Annotated in this window: 12 protein-coding genes; 7 read left to right on the forward strand and 5 right to left on the reverse strand. The window is 74.8% G+C overall.

Translation table 11 applies throughout. The annotated features are described in order from the left end of the window. Positions 1-38 precede the first annotated feature (38 nt). The 3 genes from MUU72_RS10400 to panB form a co-directional block, all read right to left on the reverse strand. Complete coding sequence (locus MUU72_RS10400; RefSeq protein WP_248012886.1) at positions 39-845, reverse strand: ABC transporter permease; 807 nt, start codon at positions 843-845, stop codon at positions 39-41. Continuing rightward, the gene (locus MUU72_RS10405) at positions 842-1897 is read right to left on the reverse strand and encodes an ATP-binding cassette domain-containing protein (protein ID WP_248012887.1); all 1056 of its coding nucleotides are present in this window, start codon (positions 1895-1897) and stop codon (positions 842-844) included. The genes MUU72_RS10400 and MUU72_RS10405 overlap by 4 nt, the downstream gene beginning before the upstream one ends. Before the next feature lie 91 nt (positions 1898-1988). Beyond that, positions 1989-2897 carry a 3-methyl-2-oxobutanoate hydroxymethyltransferase gene (panB, locus tag MUU72_RS10410; protein WP_248012888.1) on the reverse strand — a complete coding sequence of 303 codons (909 nt, stop codon included), beginning with the start codon at positions 2895-2897 and terminating at the stop codon, positions 1989-1991. Positions 2898-3100: 203 nt separating this feature from the next. On the opposite strand from panB, the gene MUU72_RS10415 reads away from it, so the two are divergent. The 4 genes from MUU72_RS10415 to MUU72_RS10430 all read left to right on the forward strand — a co-directional run bounded on the left by MUU72_RS10415 (position 3101) and on the right by MUU72_RS10430 (position 8163). Next, a complete protein-coding gene (locus tag MUU72_RS10415) occupies positions 3101-4735 on the forward strand; it encodes an MFS transporter (protein ID WP_248012889.1) in 1635 nt (544 codons plus the stop codon). Continuing rightward, positions 4732-5409 carry a TetR/AcrR family transcriptional regulator gene (locus MUU72_RS10420; protein ID WP_248012890.1) on the forward strand — a complete coding sequence of 226 codons (678 nt, stop codon included), beginning with the start codon at positions 4732-4734 and terminating at the stop codon, positions 5407-5409. Before MUU72_RS10415 ends, MUU72_RS10420 begins: the two co-directional genes overlap by 4 nt. A 346-nt stretch (positions 5410-5755) precedes the next feature. Further along, complete coding sequence (locus tag MUU72_RS10425; RefSeq protein WP_372503066.1) at positions 5756-6676, forward strand: endonuclease/exonuclease/phosphatase family protein; 921 nt, start codon at positions 5756-5758, stop codon at positions 6674-6676. A gap of 236 nt (positions 6677-6912) precedes the next feature. Beyond that, complete coding sequence (locus tag MUU72_RS10430; RefSeq protein WP_248012892.1) at positions 6913-8163, forward strand: MFS transporter; 1251 nt, start codon at positions 6913-6915, stop codon at positions 8161-8163. Here the strand turns inward: MUU72_RS10430 and MUU72_RS10435 are convergent. Together MUU72_RS10435 and MUU72_RS10440 are read right to left on the reverse strand one after the other, a co-directional pair. Beyond that, complete coding sequence (locus MUU72_RS10435; protein ID WP_248012893.1) at positions 8135-9889, reverse strand: NAD+ synthase; 1755 nt, start codon at positions 9887-9889, stop codon at positions 8135-8137. The two genes, MUU72_RS10430 and MUU72_RS10435, sit on opposite strands and share 29 nt — an antisense overlap. Before the next feature lie 155 nt (positions 9890-10044). After that, the gene (locus tag MUU72_RS10440; RefSeq protein WP_248012894.1) at positions 10045-12051 is read right to left on the reverse strand and encodes a multicopper oxidase family protein; all 2007 of its coding nucleotides are present in this window, start codon (positions 12049-12051) and stop codon (positions 10045-10047) included. A gap of 330 nt (positions 12052-12381) precedes the next feature. On the opposite strand from MUU72_RS10440, the gene MUU72_RS10445 reads away from it, so the two are divergent. The 3 genes from MUU72_RS10445 (at position 12382) to glnA2 (ending at position 15677) form a co-directional block, all read left to right on the forward strand. Continuing rightward, on the forward strand, positions 12382-13131 hold the full coding sequence (locus MUU72_RS10445; protein ID WP_248012895.1) for a DUF998 domain-containing protein: 750 nt from the start codon (positions 12382-12384) through the stop codon (positions 13129-13131). Beyond that, a complete protein-coding gene (locus tag MUU72_RS10450) occupies positions 13128-14003 on the forward strand; it encodes an alpha/beta fold hydrolase (protein ID WP_248012896.1) in 876 nt (291 codons plus the stop codon). Before MUU72_RS10445 ends, MUU72_RS10450 begins: the two co-directional genes overlap by 4 nt. Positions 14004-14315: 312 nt before the next feature. Then, positions 14316-15677, forward strand: a complete 1362-nt coding sequence (gene glnA2, locus MUU72_RS10455; RefSeq protein WP_066979707.1) for a gamma-glutamylpolyamine synthetase GlnA2 — start codon at positions 14316-14318, stop codon at positions 15675-15677.

The following is a 15677-nucleotide window of genomic DNA, read 5'->3' on the forward strand; positions in this document are numbered from 1 at the left end:
GGTGACCGCCCGCGGGGAGGCCCCCCGCGGGCGGTGCGTCAGGTCTTGGAGCGGAACTTCCGTACCGCCAGCGGCATGGTGACGGCGGTGATGACGACCGTCCAGACGAGCGTGATCAGCACCGGATGGGCCACCGCGCCATGGCCGTTGATCAGTGCGCGGGCCGCGTCGGCGAGGTTGGACAGCGGGTTGATCCGGGTGAAGCCCTCCAGCCAGCCGGGCATCGACGCGGTCGGCGCGAAGATCGACGAGCCGAACTGGAGCGGCATCAGCACCAGCATCGCCAGCCCCTGCACCGCCTGCGGCGTCCGCACGCTCAGCCCCAGCAGGACGAAGATCCACATCAGCGCGGCGCCGAACACCGTGGACAGCGCCACCGCGCCGGCCAGCGCCACCAGCGAGCCGCGGATCTCCAGGCCCAGCAGCAGCCCCATCCCCAGCAGGATCGCGGTGGCCAGCAGCATCCGGCCGAGCTCCACCACGATCTTGGCGATCAGGACCGAGGAGCGGGCGATCGGCATCGTCCGGAAGCGGTCCATCACCCCCTTGCGGAAGTCCTCGTTGACGCCGCTGCCCACCGCCATGGCGATGTTCATGCCCATCATCGCCATCATGCCGGGCACCAGGTACTGGACGTACGTCTGCTGGTCGCCGGCGATCGCGCCGCCGAAGACGTAGACGAACAGCAGGATGAACACGACGGGCATCAGCAGCGCGTCGAACAGGGTCTCAGGGTCGTGCCTGATCTGCATCAGGTTGCGCCGGGCCAGCGCGCCGATGTGCCGGAGGTTGGCCCGCAGGCCGATCCGCCCCTCGCCGGCGGCCGGGATGGTCGCGGTGCTCATGCCCCCACCTCCGCGTACCGCTCCTCGCGCGCGCCGGGCCCCTCCGGCCCGCCGTCCCCGGCCGGGGAGTCCGCCCCGCCGGAGGTCTTCTGCCCCGTCAGGGCCAGGAACACCTCGTCCAGGCTGGGCAGATGGGTGCTGATACCGGCCAGCGCGAAGCCCCGGGCACCGAGCACCGCGACCACCGCGGTCAGCTGCTCGTCGCTGACGATGGGGACGTTGACCACGCCCTCGTCGCGGTCGGCGGTGGCCCCGGCGACGCCGTCCAGCCCGGCCCGGGCGACGGCGTCCGCCATCCGCTCCAGCTCGGCCGGATCGGCCGGGCGGATCTGGAGGGTGCGCCCGCCCACCTTGGCCTTCAGTTCCTCGATCCGGCCCTCGGCGATCACCCGGCCGCGGTCGATGACCGCCAGCCCGTCGGCGAGCTGCTCGGCCTCTTCCATGTACTGGGTGGTCAGCAGGACCGTGGCGCCGTCGCGGACCATCCGCCGGACCTCCTCCCAGACCTCGTTGCGGGTGCGGGGGTCCAGGCCGGTGGTCGGCTCGTCCAGATAGAGGACCGCCGGCCGGCCGATCATCGAGGCGGCCAGGTCGAGCCGGCGGCGCATCCCGCCGGAGTACTTGCCGGCCGGCCGCCGGGCGGCCTCGGTGAGCGAGAACCGCTCCAGCATCTCGTCGGCGCGGGTCCGGGCGGCCTTGCGGGAGAGGTCCAGCAGCCGGCCGATCATGTAGAGGTTCTCCCAGCCGGAGAGCTTCTCGTCGACCGAGGCGTACTGCCCGGTCAGGCCGATCCTGCGGCGCAGCGCGCGCGGCTGGCGCACCACGTCGCAGCCGGCCACCACGGCGCGGCCGGCGTCCGGCACCAGGAGGGTGGACAGGCAGCGGACGAGCGTGGTCTTGCCGGCGCCGTTGGGGCCCAGCACCCCCAGCACGGTGCCCTCCGGTACGTCCAGGTCCACCCCGTCGACGGCCCGGACGTCGCCGAAGTGCTTGACCAGACCCCGCACCTCCACGGCGTTGCCGCCCCCGGTGGATATCGTCTGTCGCGTCATGCCCTCCAAGGTGCCCGACGCCACCGACAGCGCACCGACAGGCCGCCGACAGCCGGGAAGGACCGGCCGCCGGCGGCCCGCCGGGCGGGGCTCAGCGGAAGGAGTGCTCCGCGGCCGGGAAGGCGCCGCCCACCACGTCCTGCGCGAACTCCCGGGCCGCGCCGCCCAGCAGCGCCCGCAGGTCGAGGTACTGCTTGACGAAGCGCGGCACCCGGCCCGCGGTGAAGCCCGCCATGTCGGTCCACACCAGCACCTGCGCGTCGCACTCCGCCCCGGCGCCGATGCCGACGGTGGGGATGTGCAGCGAACGGGTCACCTCGGCGGCCAGCTCGGCCGGCACCGCCTCCAGGACCACCGAGAACGCCCCGGCGTCCTGCACCGCCTTGGCGTCCCGCAGCAGCTGCTGTGCGGCCTCCTCACCGCGGCCCTGGACCGGGTAGCCGCCGAAGGCGTGCACCGACTGCGGGGTCAGGCCGACGTGCGCCATCACCGGGATGCCGGAGGAGACCAGCAGCTCCACCTGGTGCGCGGAGCGCTCACCGCCCTCCAGCTTCACCGCGCCCACCCCGGCCTCCTTGACCAGCCGGGTGGCGCTGCGCAGCGCCTGCACGGGGCCTTCCTGGTACGAGCCGAACGGCAGGTCGGCGACGACCAGGGCGCGCTCGGTGCCGCGGACCACCGCCGCGGACAGCATCGCGATCTCGTCCAGCGTGACCGGCACGGTGGACTCGTAGCCGAGGTGGCAGTTGCCCATCGAGTCGCCGACGAGCAGCACCGGGATCCCGGCCTCGTCGAAGACCGAGGCGGTCATCGCGTCGTAGGCGGTGAGCATCGGCCACTTCTCGCCGCGCTCCTTGGCGGCGGCGATGTCGCGGACCGTGACCCGCCGCGACCGGGTCCCTCCGTAGAGGGCCTTGGGGTTGTCCTTGGCGGGCGCGGCGGTGGGCTCCTGGGGGGTGGCCCCCGCGGCCGGTTTCCGGGCAGGCGAAAGCTGCGTCATGGTGACGGCTCCTGTTTCGTCATCTCGAAGCACCCTGACGGTGTCTCCGGACTTCCCGTCCATGCTGGCACGGGGTGCCCGGGGAGCGAAAGGGGGCGGCCGCGTGCGGCGCCGGGCCCGGCCCCGCCGCGGCGATCCGGCGGCGCACCGGCCGCGCGTGTTATCGATACGGAACGGTCCCGTATCGAAAGTAGGGTGGCGCCATGGCGACCTCACCGATCCCCCCACCGGCCGCGCCCGGCGGCTCCGCAGCGCCCCGCATCCCCGCCCGGATCCACCGCCGGCGCTGGGTGATCCTCTGCGTCCTGATGCTCAGCCTGCTGATCGTGGTGCTGGACAACTCCATCCTCAACGTCGCGATGAAGACCATCGCGACCCCGGCCCCCACCGGCCTCGGCGCCACCCAGAGCGAACTGGAGTGGGCGATCAACTCCTACACGCTGGTCTTCGCCGGGCTGCTGTTCACCTCCGGCCTGCTCGGCGACCGGCTCGGCCGCAAGAAGGTGCTGCTCTTCGGGCTCGCGGTCTTCGGCACCGGCTCGGTGCTCGCCGCGGTCTCCGCCTCCCCGGCCGAACTCGTCGCCTTCCGCGCCCTGATGGGGCTGGGCGGCGCCTTCGTCATGCCGGCCACCCTCGCCATCCTGATGAACGTCTTCGAGCGCGAGGAGCAGCCCCGGGCGATCGGTGTCTGGGCCGGCGGCGTGGGGCTGGCCATCGCCGTCGGCCCGATCGCCGGCGGGCTGCTCCTGGACCACTTCTGGTGGGGCTCGGTCTTCCTGATCAACGTCCCGATCGTGCTGGTCGCGCTGGGCTCGATGGTGCTGCTGGTGCCCGACTCCCGGGACCCCTCCCCCGGGCGGCTGGACCCGGCCGGGGTGCTGCTCTCCGTGGTCGGCCTGGTCCTGCTGGTCTACGGGATCATCAAGGGCGGCCAGCTCGCCGACTTCACCGACCCCGAGGTGCTGGCCACCGCGCTGGGCGGGCTGGCGGTGCTGGGCGTGTTCGTCGTCCACCAGAAGCGCAGCGACCACCCGTCGATCAACGTCGGCTACTTCCGCAGCCCGGCCTTCTCGGCCGCCGTCACCGCCATCGCGCTGGTCTTCTTCGCCCTGATGGGCGTCACGTTCTTCATCGTCTTCTACGTGCAGAGCGTGCGCGGCTACAGCCCGCTGGAGTCCGGGCTGCTGATCCTGCCGCTGGCCGCCGCGCAGCTGATCTTCGCGCCCCGGGCCCGGCACGCGGTGGACCGGTTCGGGGCCCGCGCGGTGTGCACCGCCGGGATGCTGGTGGTGGCCGTCACCATGGGCGGGATGCTGCTGCTGGGCGCGCACACCCCGATCTGGGTGCTGGAGGTGGTCTTCTTCCTCCAGGGCACCGGTATGGCGCACATCATGCCGCCGGTCACCGTCACGATCATGCAGGCGCTGCCGCGCGAGAAGGCCGGCTCCGGCTCGGCGCTCAACAACATCTTCCGCCAGGTCGGCGGCACCCTCGGCGTCGCGGTGCTGGGGTCGCTGCTGTCCACCAGCTACCGCGACGGCATCCAGTCCACCCTCGACGCGCTGCCGCGGGTGCCCGGGCCGGTGCGGACCGCGGCCGGCGAGTCCATCGAGGCCACCCTCGGCCTCGCCCAGCGGCTGGGGCCGCCCGCCGCGCACCCGCTGACCGTCGCGGCCGACGACGCCTTCCTGCACGCCATGCACGTCACCGCGCTCGCCTCGGCGGCCGTCTCGGTCGTGGGGGCCGCGGTCGTCGCCGCGTTCCTGCCGGGCAGAATGGGTTCGGCCCCGCACGCCGCGGAGCCGTGGGACGGACGGAAGGCGGGCGCGGCGCGATGACGGGGGCGGCGGACACCCGCGGGCGGACGGCGGGGGAGCGGCCGGGTGCCCCGGCCCCCGGGCGCCGGGGCCGTCCGCGCAGCGCCGCGGCCGACTCCGCCATCATCGAGGCGGTGCTCCGCCTCATCGAGGACGGCAGCTCGATAGCCGAGCTGTCCATGGAGCGGATCGCCCGCGAGGCGGGCGTCGGCAAGGCCACCGTCTACCGCCGCTGGCCCGGCAAGAGCGCGCTCCTGCTGGACGTGATGCGGTCGCTGGACTCGCCCTGCCCGCCGCTGGAGGGCGGCTCGGTCCGCGCGGACCTGGTGCGGCTGCTGGAGTTCCTGCGCCGCCGGGGCCTGGCCAAGCGCAGCTCCGCGGTGCTGCGCACGGTCGTCAGCCACGTCCGGTCCCAGCCGGAGCTGTGGGCGGAGTACCACCGGACGGTCGTGCGGGCCCGGCACGAGGCGCTGCTGGCGGTGCTGCGGCGCGGGGTGGCGGCCGGCGAGATCCGCGCCGACCGGGACCTCGCCACCCTCGCCGACCTCTTCCTCGGGCCGATGCTGTCCCGTGCCCTCCTGGACGAGTGGCAGCAGCTGCCCGAGGGACTCGCCGAGGACATCGTCGACACCGTGCTGGAAGGCGTCCGGCCGCGGCCCGCGGAGGGCGACGGCCGCGCCGCGGATGCCGGGTGACCGGAGCGGTGGTGTTCTGTGACCGCTTCCGGACCCCGTATGACCGGACCATGCCCGTTCTGTCACAGCGGCTGTCACGTACGGGCGGACCGGAACCCGGGGCGGCGGGTGGCCCGTCCTCTTCAGCGGAACGTGCGGAGATCCACCGGAACCAGGATCTAAGAGAGCGTTTCACGGCCATCGCCTAGGGTCGAAGATCACAGGTGAGGCGCACCGGAGCAGGGCGGCAGGCAGTGAGGACAGCGGTATGGCGCAGGCGTACATGACGGAGCCGGAGCAGGGCCAGGGGCCCGGGTGGACCGGTTCCCGGTCCGGGCGCCTGCGGGGCTGGTGGCGCCGGGAGGGGATGTGGCGGCGCGGCGTGGTGCTCGCGGTGCTCGCGGTCCTCCTCGGGCTGGCGCTGCTGCTGCACGCCCGGATCCCCAACACGGTGGGGAATTTCGGCAGCCTGCTGGAGACCTTCCTGCCCTGGCTGGGGCTCGGCGTCCCGCTGCTGCTGGTCTGCGCGCTGCTGCGCCGCTCGGCGACCGCCCTGGTGGCGCTGGTGCTGCCGGCCGTCGCCTGGGTCAGCCTCTTCGGCGGGCAGCTCACCGACAAGGCGGGCACCGGCGGCAACCTCACCGTGCTGACCCACAACGTGGACGCGGACAACCCCGACCCGGCCGGCACCGCCCGCGACATCGTCGCCTCCGGTGCCGACGTGGTCGCCCTGGAGGAGCTGACCGGCACCGCGCTGCCGGCCTACCGCAAGGGCCTGGCCGACGCGTACCCGTACCACACCGTGCAGGGCACCGTCGGCCTGTGGAGCAAGCGCCCGCTGGCCGACGCCCGCCCGGTGGACATCAGGATCGGCTGGGTGCGGGCGCTGCGCGCCACCGTCACCGCCGCCGACGGCCGGCGGATCGCGGTCTACGTGGCCCACATGCCCTCGGTGCGGGTCAACGTCGACAAGGGCTTCACCGCCGGTCAGCGGGACGGCAGCGCCCGCGCCCTCGGCGAGGCGATCTCCGCCGACCCGGTCGGCCAGGTGGTGCTCCTCGGCGACCTCAACGGCACCATGAACGACCGCTCGCTGGCCCCGCTGACCTCCCAGCTGCGCTCCGCCCAGGGCGCGGCCGGCGACGGCTTCGGCTTCAGCTGGCCGGCCGGCTTCCCGATGGCGCGGATCGACCAGATCCTGGTCAAGGGCATCGACCCGGTCAAGGCGTGGGTGCTGCCCGCGACCGGCAGCGACCACCGCCCGGTCGCCGCCACCGTCAAGATCTGACGCCCGCCCGGCGCTCCGCCCGCGCCGGCAGGACGGCCCCCGGCCGCCCCGCCGGCGCGGGCTTTCGTCTGCCCCGGCCCGCCGGTGCGCCGCGCCCTCGATTTCACGTCCCGTTCGCCCGGCGGAATACTCGGCCCCGCACACTTTGTTCCCGAACAGAACTTATGCCTCCGCGGACCCGCGATCCCTCCGCGGACCCGCCATCCTTCCGCAGTCCCCGCCCCGAAAGGTTCTCCATGCCCTTGGCTCTGCTCGCGCTCGCGATCTCGGCCTTCGGTATCGGCACCACGGAATTCGTGATGATGGGCCTGCTGCCCGACGTCGCGGACGCTCTGGGCACCTCCGTGCCCACCGCCGGCTACCTCGTCTCCGCCTACGCCCTCGGCGTCGTCATCGGCGCCCCGCTCCTGACCGCGCTCGGCTCCCGGATCCCCCGCAAGCGGATGCTGGTCGCGCTGATGGCGGTCTTCACGGTCGGCAACCTCGCCTCCGCGCTGGCCCCCACCTTCGGCCTGCTGGTCGCCGGCCGGCTGCTGGCCGGGCTGCCGCACGGCGCGTTCTTCGGCGTGGGCGCGGTGGTCGCCGCCCGGCTGGTCCGCGAGGGCCGGCAGGCCCGCGCGGTGGCCACCATGTTCCTCGGCCTGACCATCGCCAACATCGTCGGCGTACCCGCCGCCACCCTGCTGGGCCAGCGCCTCGGCTGGCGCGCCACCTTCCTCGTCGTCGCCGCCATCGGGCTGGTCGCGATGGCCGCCCTGGCCCGGCTCGTCCCGCCGCTGCCGGCCGAGCGGCACACCGGCCTGGCCGGCGAACTGCGCGCGCTCGGCGACCGCCAGGTGCTGCTCGGGCTGCTCACGACGGTCTTCGGGTTCGCCGGCATCTTCGCCGTCTACAGCTACCTCGCCTCGATGATGACCGAGGTCACCGGCTTCACCGCCGGCTCGGTCCCGCTCATCCTCGCCCTCTTCGGCATCGGGATGACGCTCGGCGCGCTGGCCGCCGGACCGCTCACCGACCGGGCGCTGCGCCCCACCCTCTACGCCTCCCTCGGCGCGCTCGCCGCGGTGCTGGCCGTCTTCCCCCTCGCGGCCCCCGTGAAGTGGGCGGCGCCGGTCCTGGTCGTCCTGGTCGGCGCCGTCGGCTTCCTGACCACCACCCCGTTGCAGATGCTGGTGATGGACAAGGCCCGGCGGGCCCCCACGCTGGCCGCCGCCTCCAACCAGTCGGCGTTCAACCTCGCCAACGCCGGCGGCGCCTGGATCGGCGGCCTGGTCCTCTCGGCCGGCTGGGGCTGGACCTCGCCGGCCCCGGCCGGCGCCGTGCTGGCCGCGGTGGGTCTGGCCGTGGCGCTGCTGGCCGGCCTGCTGGACCGCGGCGCCCGCCCCGCCACCGTGGTCGTGGCGCGCGGCGACAGGGGCGGGCCGGCGCCGGCGGACGCGCCCGGTGCGGCGGAGGCGGTCAGCCGCCCTCCCGCCAGTGGTTCGTGATCGGCAGCCGCCGGTCCTTGCCGAAGCCCTTCGCGGAGATCTTGGTGCCGGGCGGGTACTGCCGGCGCTTGTACTCGGCGCGGTCCACCATCCGCAGCACCCGGGTCACCAGCGCCTCGTCGAAGCCCTGCGCCACGATCTCCTCGCGGCCCCGGTCCTGGTCGACGTACAGCTCCAGGACGCGGTCCAGCACCGTGTAGTCCGGCAGCGAGTCGGTGTCGACCTGGCCGGGCCGCAGTTCGGCGCTGGGCGGTTTGCCGATCGTGTGCTCCGGGATCGGCGGGGTCTGCCCGCGCTCGGCGGCGGCCGCGTTGCGCCAGCGCGCCAGCTCGAAGATGACGGTCTTGTAGACGTCCTTGATCGGGCCGTAGCCGCCGACCGAGTCGCCGTAGAGCGTCGAATAGCCGCACGCCAGCTCGGACTTGTTGCCCGGCGCGAGGACCAGGTGCCCCTCCTGGTTGGAGATCCCCATCAGGATCGTCCCGCGCAGCCGCGACTGGAGGTTCTCCTCGGCCAGCCCGGTCACCGCGAGCGACGCCAGGTACGCGTCGAACATCGGGCCGATCGGCACCGTACGGAAGTGCAGGCCGGTGCGGCGGGCCAGTTCGGCGGCGTCCGCCAGGGAGTGCTCGGAGGAGTAGCGGGAGGGCATCGCGACCGCGTGCACCCGCTCGGCGCCCAGCGCGTCGCAGGCCAGCGCGGCCACCAGCGCCGAGTCGATACCGCCGGACAGCCCCAGCACCACGCTGCCGAAGCCGTTCTTGGCGACGTAGGCGCGCAGCCCGACGACCAGCGCGGTGTAGATCTCCTCCAGCCCGCCCAGGCGCGGCGCCTGCCCGCCGGGCAGCTCCGGGGGGTACGGCGGCACCGGGTCGGCGGAGAGCACCGCGTGCTCCACCCGCAGCCCGTCGTCCAGCACCCCGGACGGCGGCTCCGGTGCCGCCGCGGGCAGCTCCAGATCGACCAGCACGCAGCCCTCGGAGAACTGCGGGGCGCGCGCGATCACCCCGCCGTCCCGGTCCACCACGATCGAGTCGCCGTCGAAGACCAGCTCGTCCTGGCCGCCGATCATCGCCAGGTACGCGGTGGTGCAGCCGGCCTCCTGGGCCCGCTTGCGGACCAGCTCCAGCCGGGTGTCGTGCTTCTCCCGCTCGTACGGCGAGGCGTTGACCGACAGCAGCAGCCCGGCGCCGGCGCTGCGCGCGGCAGGCACCCGGCCGCCCTCCTGCCACAGGTCCTCGCAGATGGCCAGCGCCACGTCGACCCCGCGGACCCGCACGACGGGCAGGGTGTCGCCGGGGACGAAGTAGCGGAACTCGTCGAAGACGCCGTAGTTGGGCAGGTGGTGCTTGGCGAAGGTGAGCGCGACCGCGCCGCGGTGCAGCACCGCCGCGGCGTTCTGCGGGGAGCCGGCCGGCCGGCCGTAGCCGGGGAGGGTCTGCTCGCAGCGGTCGAGGTAGCCGACGACCACTGGGACCTCCCCCAGGCCCTCCGCGGCCAGCCGCCCGGCCAGTGCGTGCAGCGCGGCCCGGCTCGCGTCCACGAAGGACGGGCGCAGCGCGAGGTCCTCGACGGGGTAGCCGGTCAGCGCCATCTCGGGGAACGCGATCAGGTGCGCGCCCCGCTCGGCCGCGTGCCGGGCCCAGTGCACGATCGTCCCGGCGTTCCGGGCGAGATCGCCGACACAGGAGTCGGTCTGGTTGAGGGCGAGACGGAGTTGAGGCACCCCGCCAGTCTAATCGTCTTTCTGACGCAATGGGGGGTGCGGCGGCCTCCGGCGGGCCACCGGGACGTCATCGCCGCAGGTCGGGGCGGGAAACGGCGGCGGCCCGTCCGGCGCGGCGGAGCGCACCGGACAGGCCGCGGCGGACGGGCCGGCGGTTACGTCCGCCGGTAGCCGAGGACCGTCATCATCCCCGACTCCGAGTGGTAGATGTTGTGGCAGTGCAGCATCCACAGCCCCGGGTTGTCGGCGTCGAAGTCGACCTCCAGGTGCTGGCCGGGCCGCACGATCGTGGTGTCCTTGCGCGGCCCGCCGTCCGGCAGCGTGAAGCTGTGCCCGTGCAGGTGCATCGGGTGGAACATCCGGGTGTGGTTGCGGAAGACCAGCCGGACCCGCTCCCCGGCCCGCACCGGATAGCGCTGCGACGGGGTGTACGGCTGGCCGTTGATCGCCCAGTCGTACCGCTCCATGGTGCCGGTGAGCCAGGCGTCGATGGTGCGGTCGGGCTCCCGCCGCCGCGCCCGGACGCTCTCGTGCGCCCGCAGGTCGTGCGCCATCAGCAGCTTGCCGTCCAGCCGGTCGGTGCGCGCCGAGGCGTCCGGGGCCCGGCCGGCCGCGGTGCGCAGCACGGCCAGCGCCGACCGGCCCTTGCCCTCGGCGAGCGCCACCAGCGGGAACACCCCGGACCTGGCGGTGACCAGCACGTCGTAGCGCTCGGCCATGCCGATGAGCAGGGCATCGGTCCGGGCGTGCCGCACCGGGTTGCCGTCGGTGTGCGTGACGGTCATCTGGTGGCCGCCCAGCGCCACCCGGTACGCGGTGTCGCCGCCCGCGTTGATGAAGCGGATCCGGATCCGGTCCCCGGGGCGGGCCCGGAAGGTGTCCGGGTCGTGGTGGGTGCGGCCGTTGATGAGGTGGTACGGGTAGTCGATGTTGCCCGGCATCCCGCGCAGCAGCCGGCTGTGGACGCCGTGCAGGATCCGGGCCGGCCCGGGGCCGTCCGCCGCGCCGGGGCCGCCCGCGCGGCGCGCGCCGCGGCTGGCCCGGTCCCCGAGGAGGGCGCCGCCGAGCCCCCGGCCGGCCGCGTCCGCGCCCGCCCGGCCCGCGTCGCCGAGCACCGTCCCGACCGCCCCGGCCGCCAGGCCGCCGAGGCCCATCGCCAGCCCGTCCAGCCCGGCCCGGCCGGCGTCCGGCACCTCGCCGCCGGGCCCGGCGTACGGGGCGAAGCCCCCGTCGCCGTCCCGCCCGGGCCGGCTCTCGCGCCCCTCGCGCCCGCCGTCCGCCCGGCCGCCGCCCTCGCGCCCGTCGTGCCGCCCGGACCCGGACCCGTGCTCGTGCCCGCTGCCGGCCGCGTCCCCGCGCCCCGCGTCGTGCGCGTCCCCGTGCCCGCCGGCGTCGTGCCCGGTGTCGTGGTCCGAGCCGTGCCCGGAGTCATGGGCGGCATCGTGCCCGGAGTCGTGCCCGGAGCCGTTCCCGTGCATCGAGCCCCGACCGTGGTTCAGCTCCCGCAGCATGGAGTCCGGGTCGCTGCCGTCCACCCCGTCCAGCCAGTCGTCCAGCACCACCACCCACTCGTGGTCGTACTCCAGCGGCTCCCGGGGGTCGTCCACGATCACCGGCGCGTACAGCCCGTGGTCCTGCTGGACGCCCAGGTGCGGGTGCATCCAGTACGTGCCGGGGTCGGTGACCCGGAAGCGGTAGTGGAAGGAAGCGCCGGGCCGGGTGGGCCGCTGGGTGACGTCGGGGACGCCGTCCATGTCGTTGCGCAGCGCCACCCCGTGGAAGTGCAGCGTGGTGGCCTGCGGCAGGTGGTTGACCAGGGTCAGGGCGAGGGTGTCGCCGGCGGTGACCCGGAGCACGTCACCGGGCAGCCGGTCGCCGTACGTCCAGGTGTCGACGATGCGGCCGCCGAGGTCGATCCGGGCCCGGCGGGCCTCCAGGTGGACCCGGCGCACCGGGCCGGAGCCGCGCCGCCGCTCGGCCTCGGCGACCTCCGGGCCGCGCGGGTCCACATAGCCGTGGCCGGTGCGGCGGCCGCCGGTGTCGTCCGGGGCGGCCGCGGCGCCGGCGGAGCCGGGCGCGGCGGCGGCCAGCAGACCGCCGCCGGTGACCGCGATGCCCGCGCCGAGCACGGCGCGGCGGGAATGCGTACGAAGGGGTTCCATGGGGTTGCACCTCGTGGCAGGTCGGGGAGGCCGGGTGCGCTCCGGCGCACGGCGGGGGCGGAGGGCGAGCGGGTGCCGGCGCGGCGGCGGGGGGTATCTGCCACGGCCCGCGCGGCGGGCGGCCGGCGGCCCGGCGGGGTTGACGCATCGCGGACTCCTCGACGGCCGGGGACCTACGGACGCACCGCTGCTCCCGGGGCACCGCCCCGGTGGTGGCCCACCGCGCCGCACACACCGCGTCCGGTGGACCGCCCGCCTATTCTTGGCCCTCGGCCGCCCCCGGCGAATCCGGCATTCCGTACGCCCCGCCGGGACCACCCGAACACCAGGATGTCCGTGCGCACCACCCGCCCCGCCGCCGCGCCCCGCCGGGCCGCCGCGCTGCTGGCGCTCGGCGCGCTCGCGTACACCGCCTGGGTGCTGGAGCTGGTGATCGCCACCGGGCTGGACCCGGTGCGGGCCTACGTGAGCGAGCTGGCCGCCGCCGACCAGCCGCTGGGCGGCCTGTTCCGGGCCACCGACCTGGCCGCCGGGCTGCTGGTGCTGGCCGGTGCGCTGACCGCGCTCACCACCGGCGGGCGCCGCCCCTGGACGACCGTCGGCTGGTCGGCGCTGGCGCTGTTCGGCGCCGCCACCGCACTGGACTCCCGGCTGCCGCTGAGCTGCGCGCCCACCGCCGACCCGGTCTGCGCCGCCCGGGAGACCGCCGGCCTGGTCCCGGCCACCCACACCGCGCACGCGGTCAGCAGCACACTGGCCATGCTCGGCGCGCTCGCCGCGCTGGTCCTGCTCACCGCCGCCGCCCGCCGCCACGGCCACTGGCCCGCGCTCGCCCGCCTCGGCCCCCCGCTGGTGCTGGCCGAAGCCGCCGCCACCACCTGGACGCTGGCCGAGGTCGCCGCGCTCACCGAGGGCGGCGATACCTGGGCCCTCGGCGTCGGCCAGCGCCTCCAGGTCCTGCTGGTCGCCCTCTACCTCACGCTGCTCGCCGGATGCCTGGCCCGGACCGGCCCGCACCCCGCCCCGTCCGCCCGGGCTGCCCGGCCCGTCCGAGCTGTCCGGTCCGGAGGAGAGAGGTGAGCCGTGCGCCGGGAGACCGCCGGGTGCCGGGCCGGCGGGTGGCCGTCGGCGGGGCGGTGCTGCACGTGGTGACCGAGGGCCGCGGCCCGGTGGTGGTGCTCAGCGGCGGCCTCGGCATGGCGTGGTCCGCCTGGGACGCGGTCGCCGCCCGGCTCGCCCCGCACCGCACCGTCGTCCGCTTCGACCGCCCCGGACTGGGCCTGAGCGGGGGTGTGCCCGGCGGCCCGGCCGGCCTGGCCGCCGAGGCGGACCGGATCGCCGGGCTGCTGGACGCGCTCGGCCACCGCGCACCGGCCACCGTCGTCGGCCACTCGCTGGCCGCCTTCCACGCCGAGGCGTTCGCCCGGCTGCACCCCGGCCGGTGCGCCGGTCTGGTGCTGGCCGACGGCAGCGTCGAGGAGGACCCCCGGCCCCGGCTCCCGCGGGCGGTCCGGGCGGCCTGGGCGCGCGGCGCGGCCGGTGCGCTGCGCGCCGCCGGGCTGCCGCACCTGCTGGGGCCCGCCGCGCACCGGCTGCTCTTCCGCGCCGGCACGGTGACCCGCCCGCCGCGGCCGGCCCCGGGCGCCGCGGCCTACCGCACCGCCCGGGTGCTGCGCGCCTGCCTCCTGGAGCACGCCGGCTACCCCTACCAGGCCGCCGACCTCGCCGCGCTGCGCCGGGCGCGCCCGCTGCCCGCCGTCCCGGTCACCGTGCTGGCCGCCGACGACGGCCGCGGCACCCGCGGCGGGCGGCGCTGGCTGGCCCGCCAGCGGGCGCTCGCCGCCGCGCTGGGCGCCCGCTGCACCGTCGCCGCACCCGCCGGCCACCTGGTCATGGCCGACGCCCCGGACGCGGTCGCCCGCGCGGTGCTGGACCAGCCCGGACCGCGGTAGCCGACGCCCCGCCGGGAGCGGCGCTTACCGGCCGAACAGTGCTCTACGGAGCCCTCAATACCGGGTCAACAGCCGCTCACGGAGCGTCCAAGACTGGGCCAAGGCTCTCGCTTCCCGCGCCGTGCGGCGCTGAGCCTGGTGGCGGCGGGAAGGATGCGGGAAAGAAGCCGGGAGGGGGTCACGGGTCGGCGGTTCTGATTCAGGCCAAGGGTGCGTAATGTGACGGTAACCCGCCGACGTGATACTGGTGGGCCGGAACGCGATGATCCCCGCGCGTGGACAGGCCGAATGACCTGCAAGGATTGGTGAAGCATGGACAAGCAGCAGGAGTTTGTGCTCCGGACGCTGGAAGAGCGCGACATCCGCTTCGTCCGGCTGTGGTTCACCGACGTCCTGGGCTTCCTGAAGTCCGTCGCGGTCGCCCCGGCCGAGCTGGAGCAGGCGTTCGACGAGGGCATCGGCTTCGACGGCTCGGCCATCGAGGGCTTCGCCCGGGTCTACGAGTCCGACATGATCGCCAAGCCCGACCCCGGCACCTTCCAGATCCTGCCGTGGCGCGCCGAGGCCCCCGGCACCGCCCGGATGTTCTGCGACATCCTGATGCCGGACGGCTCGCCCTCGTACGCCGACCCGCGGTTCGTCCTCAAGCGCATCCTGGCCAAGACCTCCGACCTCGGCTTCACCTTCTACACCCACCCCGAGATCGAGTTCTTCCTGCTGAAGGACAAGCCGGTGGACGGCTCCCGGCCGATCCCCGGCGACTCCTCCGGCTACTTCGACCACACCCCGCAGAACGTCGGCATGGACTTCCGCCGCCAGGCGATCACCATGCTGGAGTCGATGGGCATCTCGGTGGAGTTCAGCCACCACGAGGGCGCCCCCGGCCAGCAGGAGATCGACCTGCGCTACGCCGACGCGCTGTCCACCGCCGACAACATCATGACCTTCCGGCTGGTGATGAAGCAGGTCGCGCTGGAGCAGGGCGTGCAGGCCACGTTCATGCCCAAGCCGTTCTCGGAGTACCCCGGCTCGGGCATGCACACCCACCTCTCGCTCTTCGAGGGCGACCGCAACGCCTTCCACGAGTCGGGCGCCGAGTACCAGCTCTCCAAGGTGGGGCGCTCCTTCATCGCCGGCCTGCTCCGGCACGCCGGCGAGATCTCCGCCGTCACCAACCAGTGGGTCAACTCCTACAAGCGCATCTGGGGCGGCGCCAACCGCACCGCCGGCGCCGGCGGCGAGGCCCCCTCGTACATCTGCTGGGGCCACAACAACCGCTCCGCGCTGATCCGGGTCCCGATGTACAAGCCCGGCAAGATGGGCTCCACCCGCGTCGAGGTCCGCTCCGTCGACTCCGGCGCCAACCCCTACCTCGCCTACGCGGTCCTGCTCGCGGCCGGCCTGAAGGGCATCGAGGAGGGCTACGAGCTCCCGGCCGGCGCCGACGACGACGTCTGGGCGCTGTCCGACTCCGAGCGCCGGGCGATGGGCATCGAGCCGCTGCCGCAGAACCTCGGCGAGGCCATCGAGCTGATGGAGCGCAGCGAACTGGTCGCCGAGACCCTCGGCGAGCACGTCTTCGACTTCTTCCTCCGCAACAAGAAGCAGGAGTGGGAGGAGTACCGCTCCGAGGTCACCGCCTTCGAGCTGCGGAAGATGCTGCCGGTGCTCTGA

Source organism: Streptomyces rhizoryzae, assembly GCF_023155275.1.
Classification (GTDB): domain Bacteria; phylum Actinomycetota; class Actinomycetes; order Streptomycetales; family Streptomycetaceae; genus Streptomyces; species Streptomyces rhizoryzae.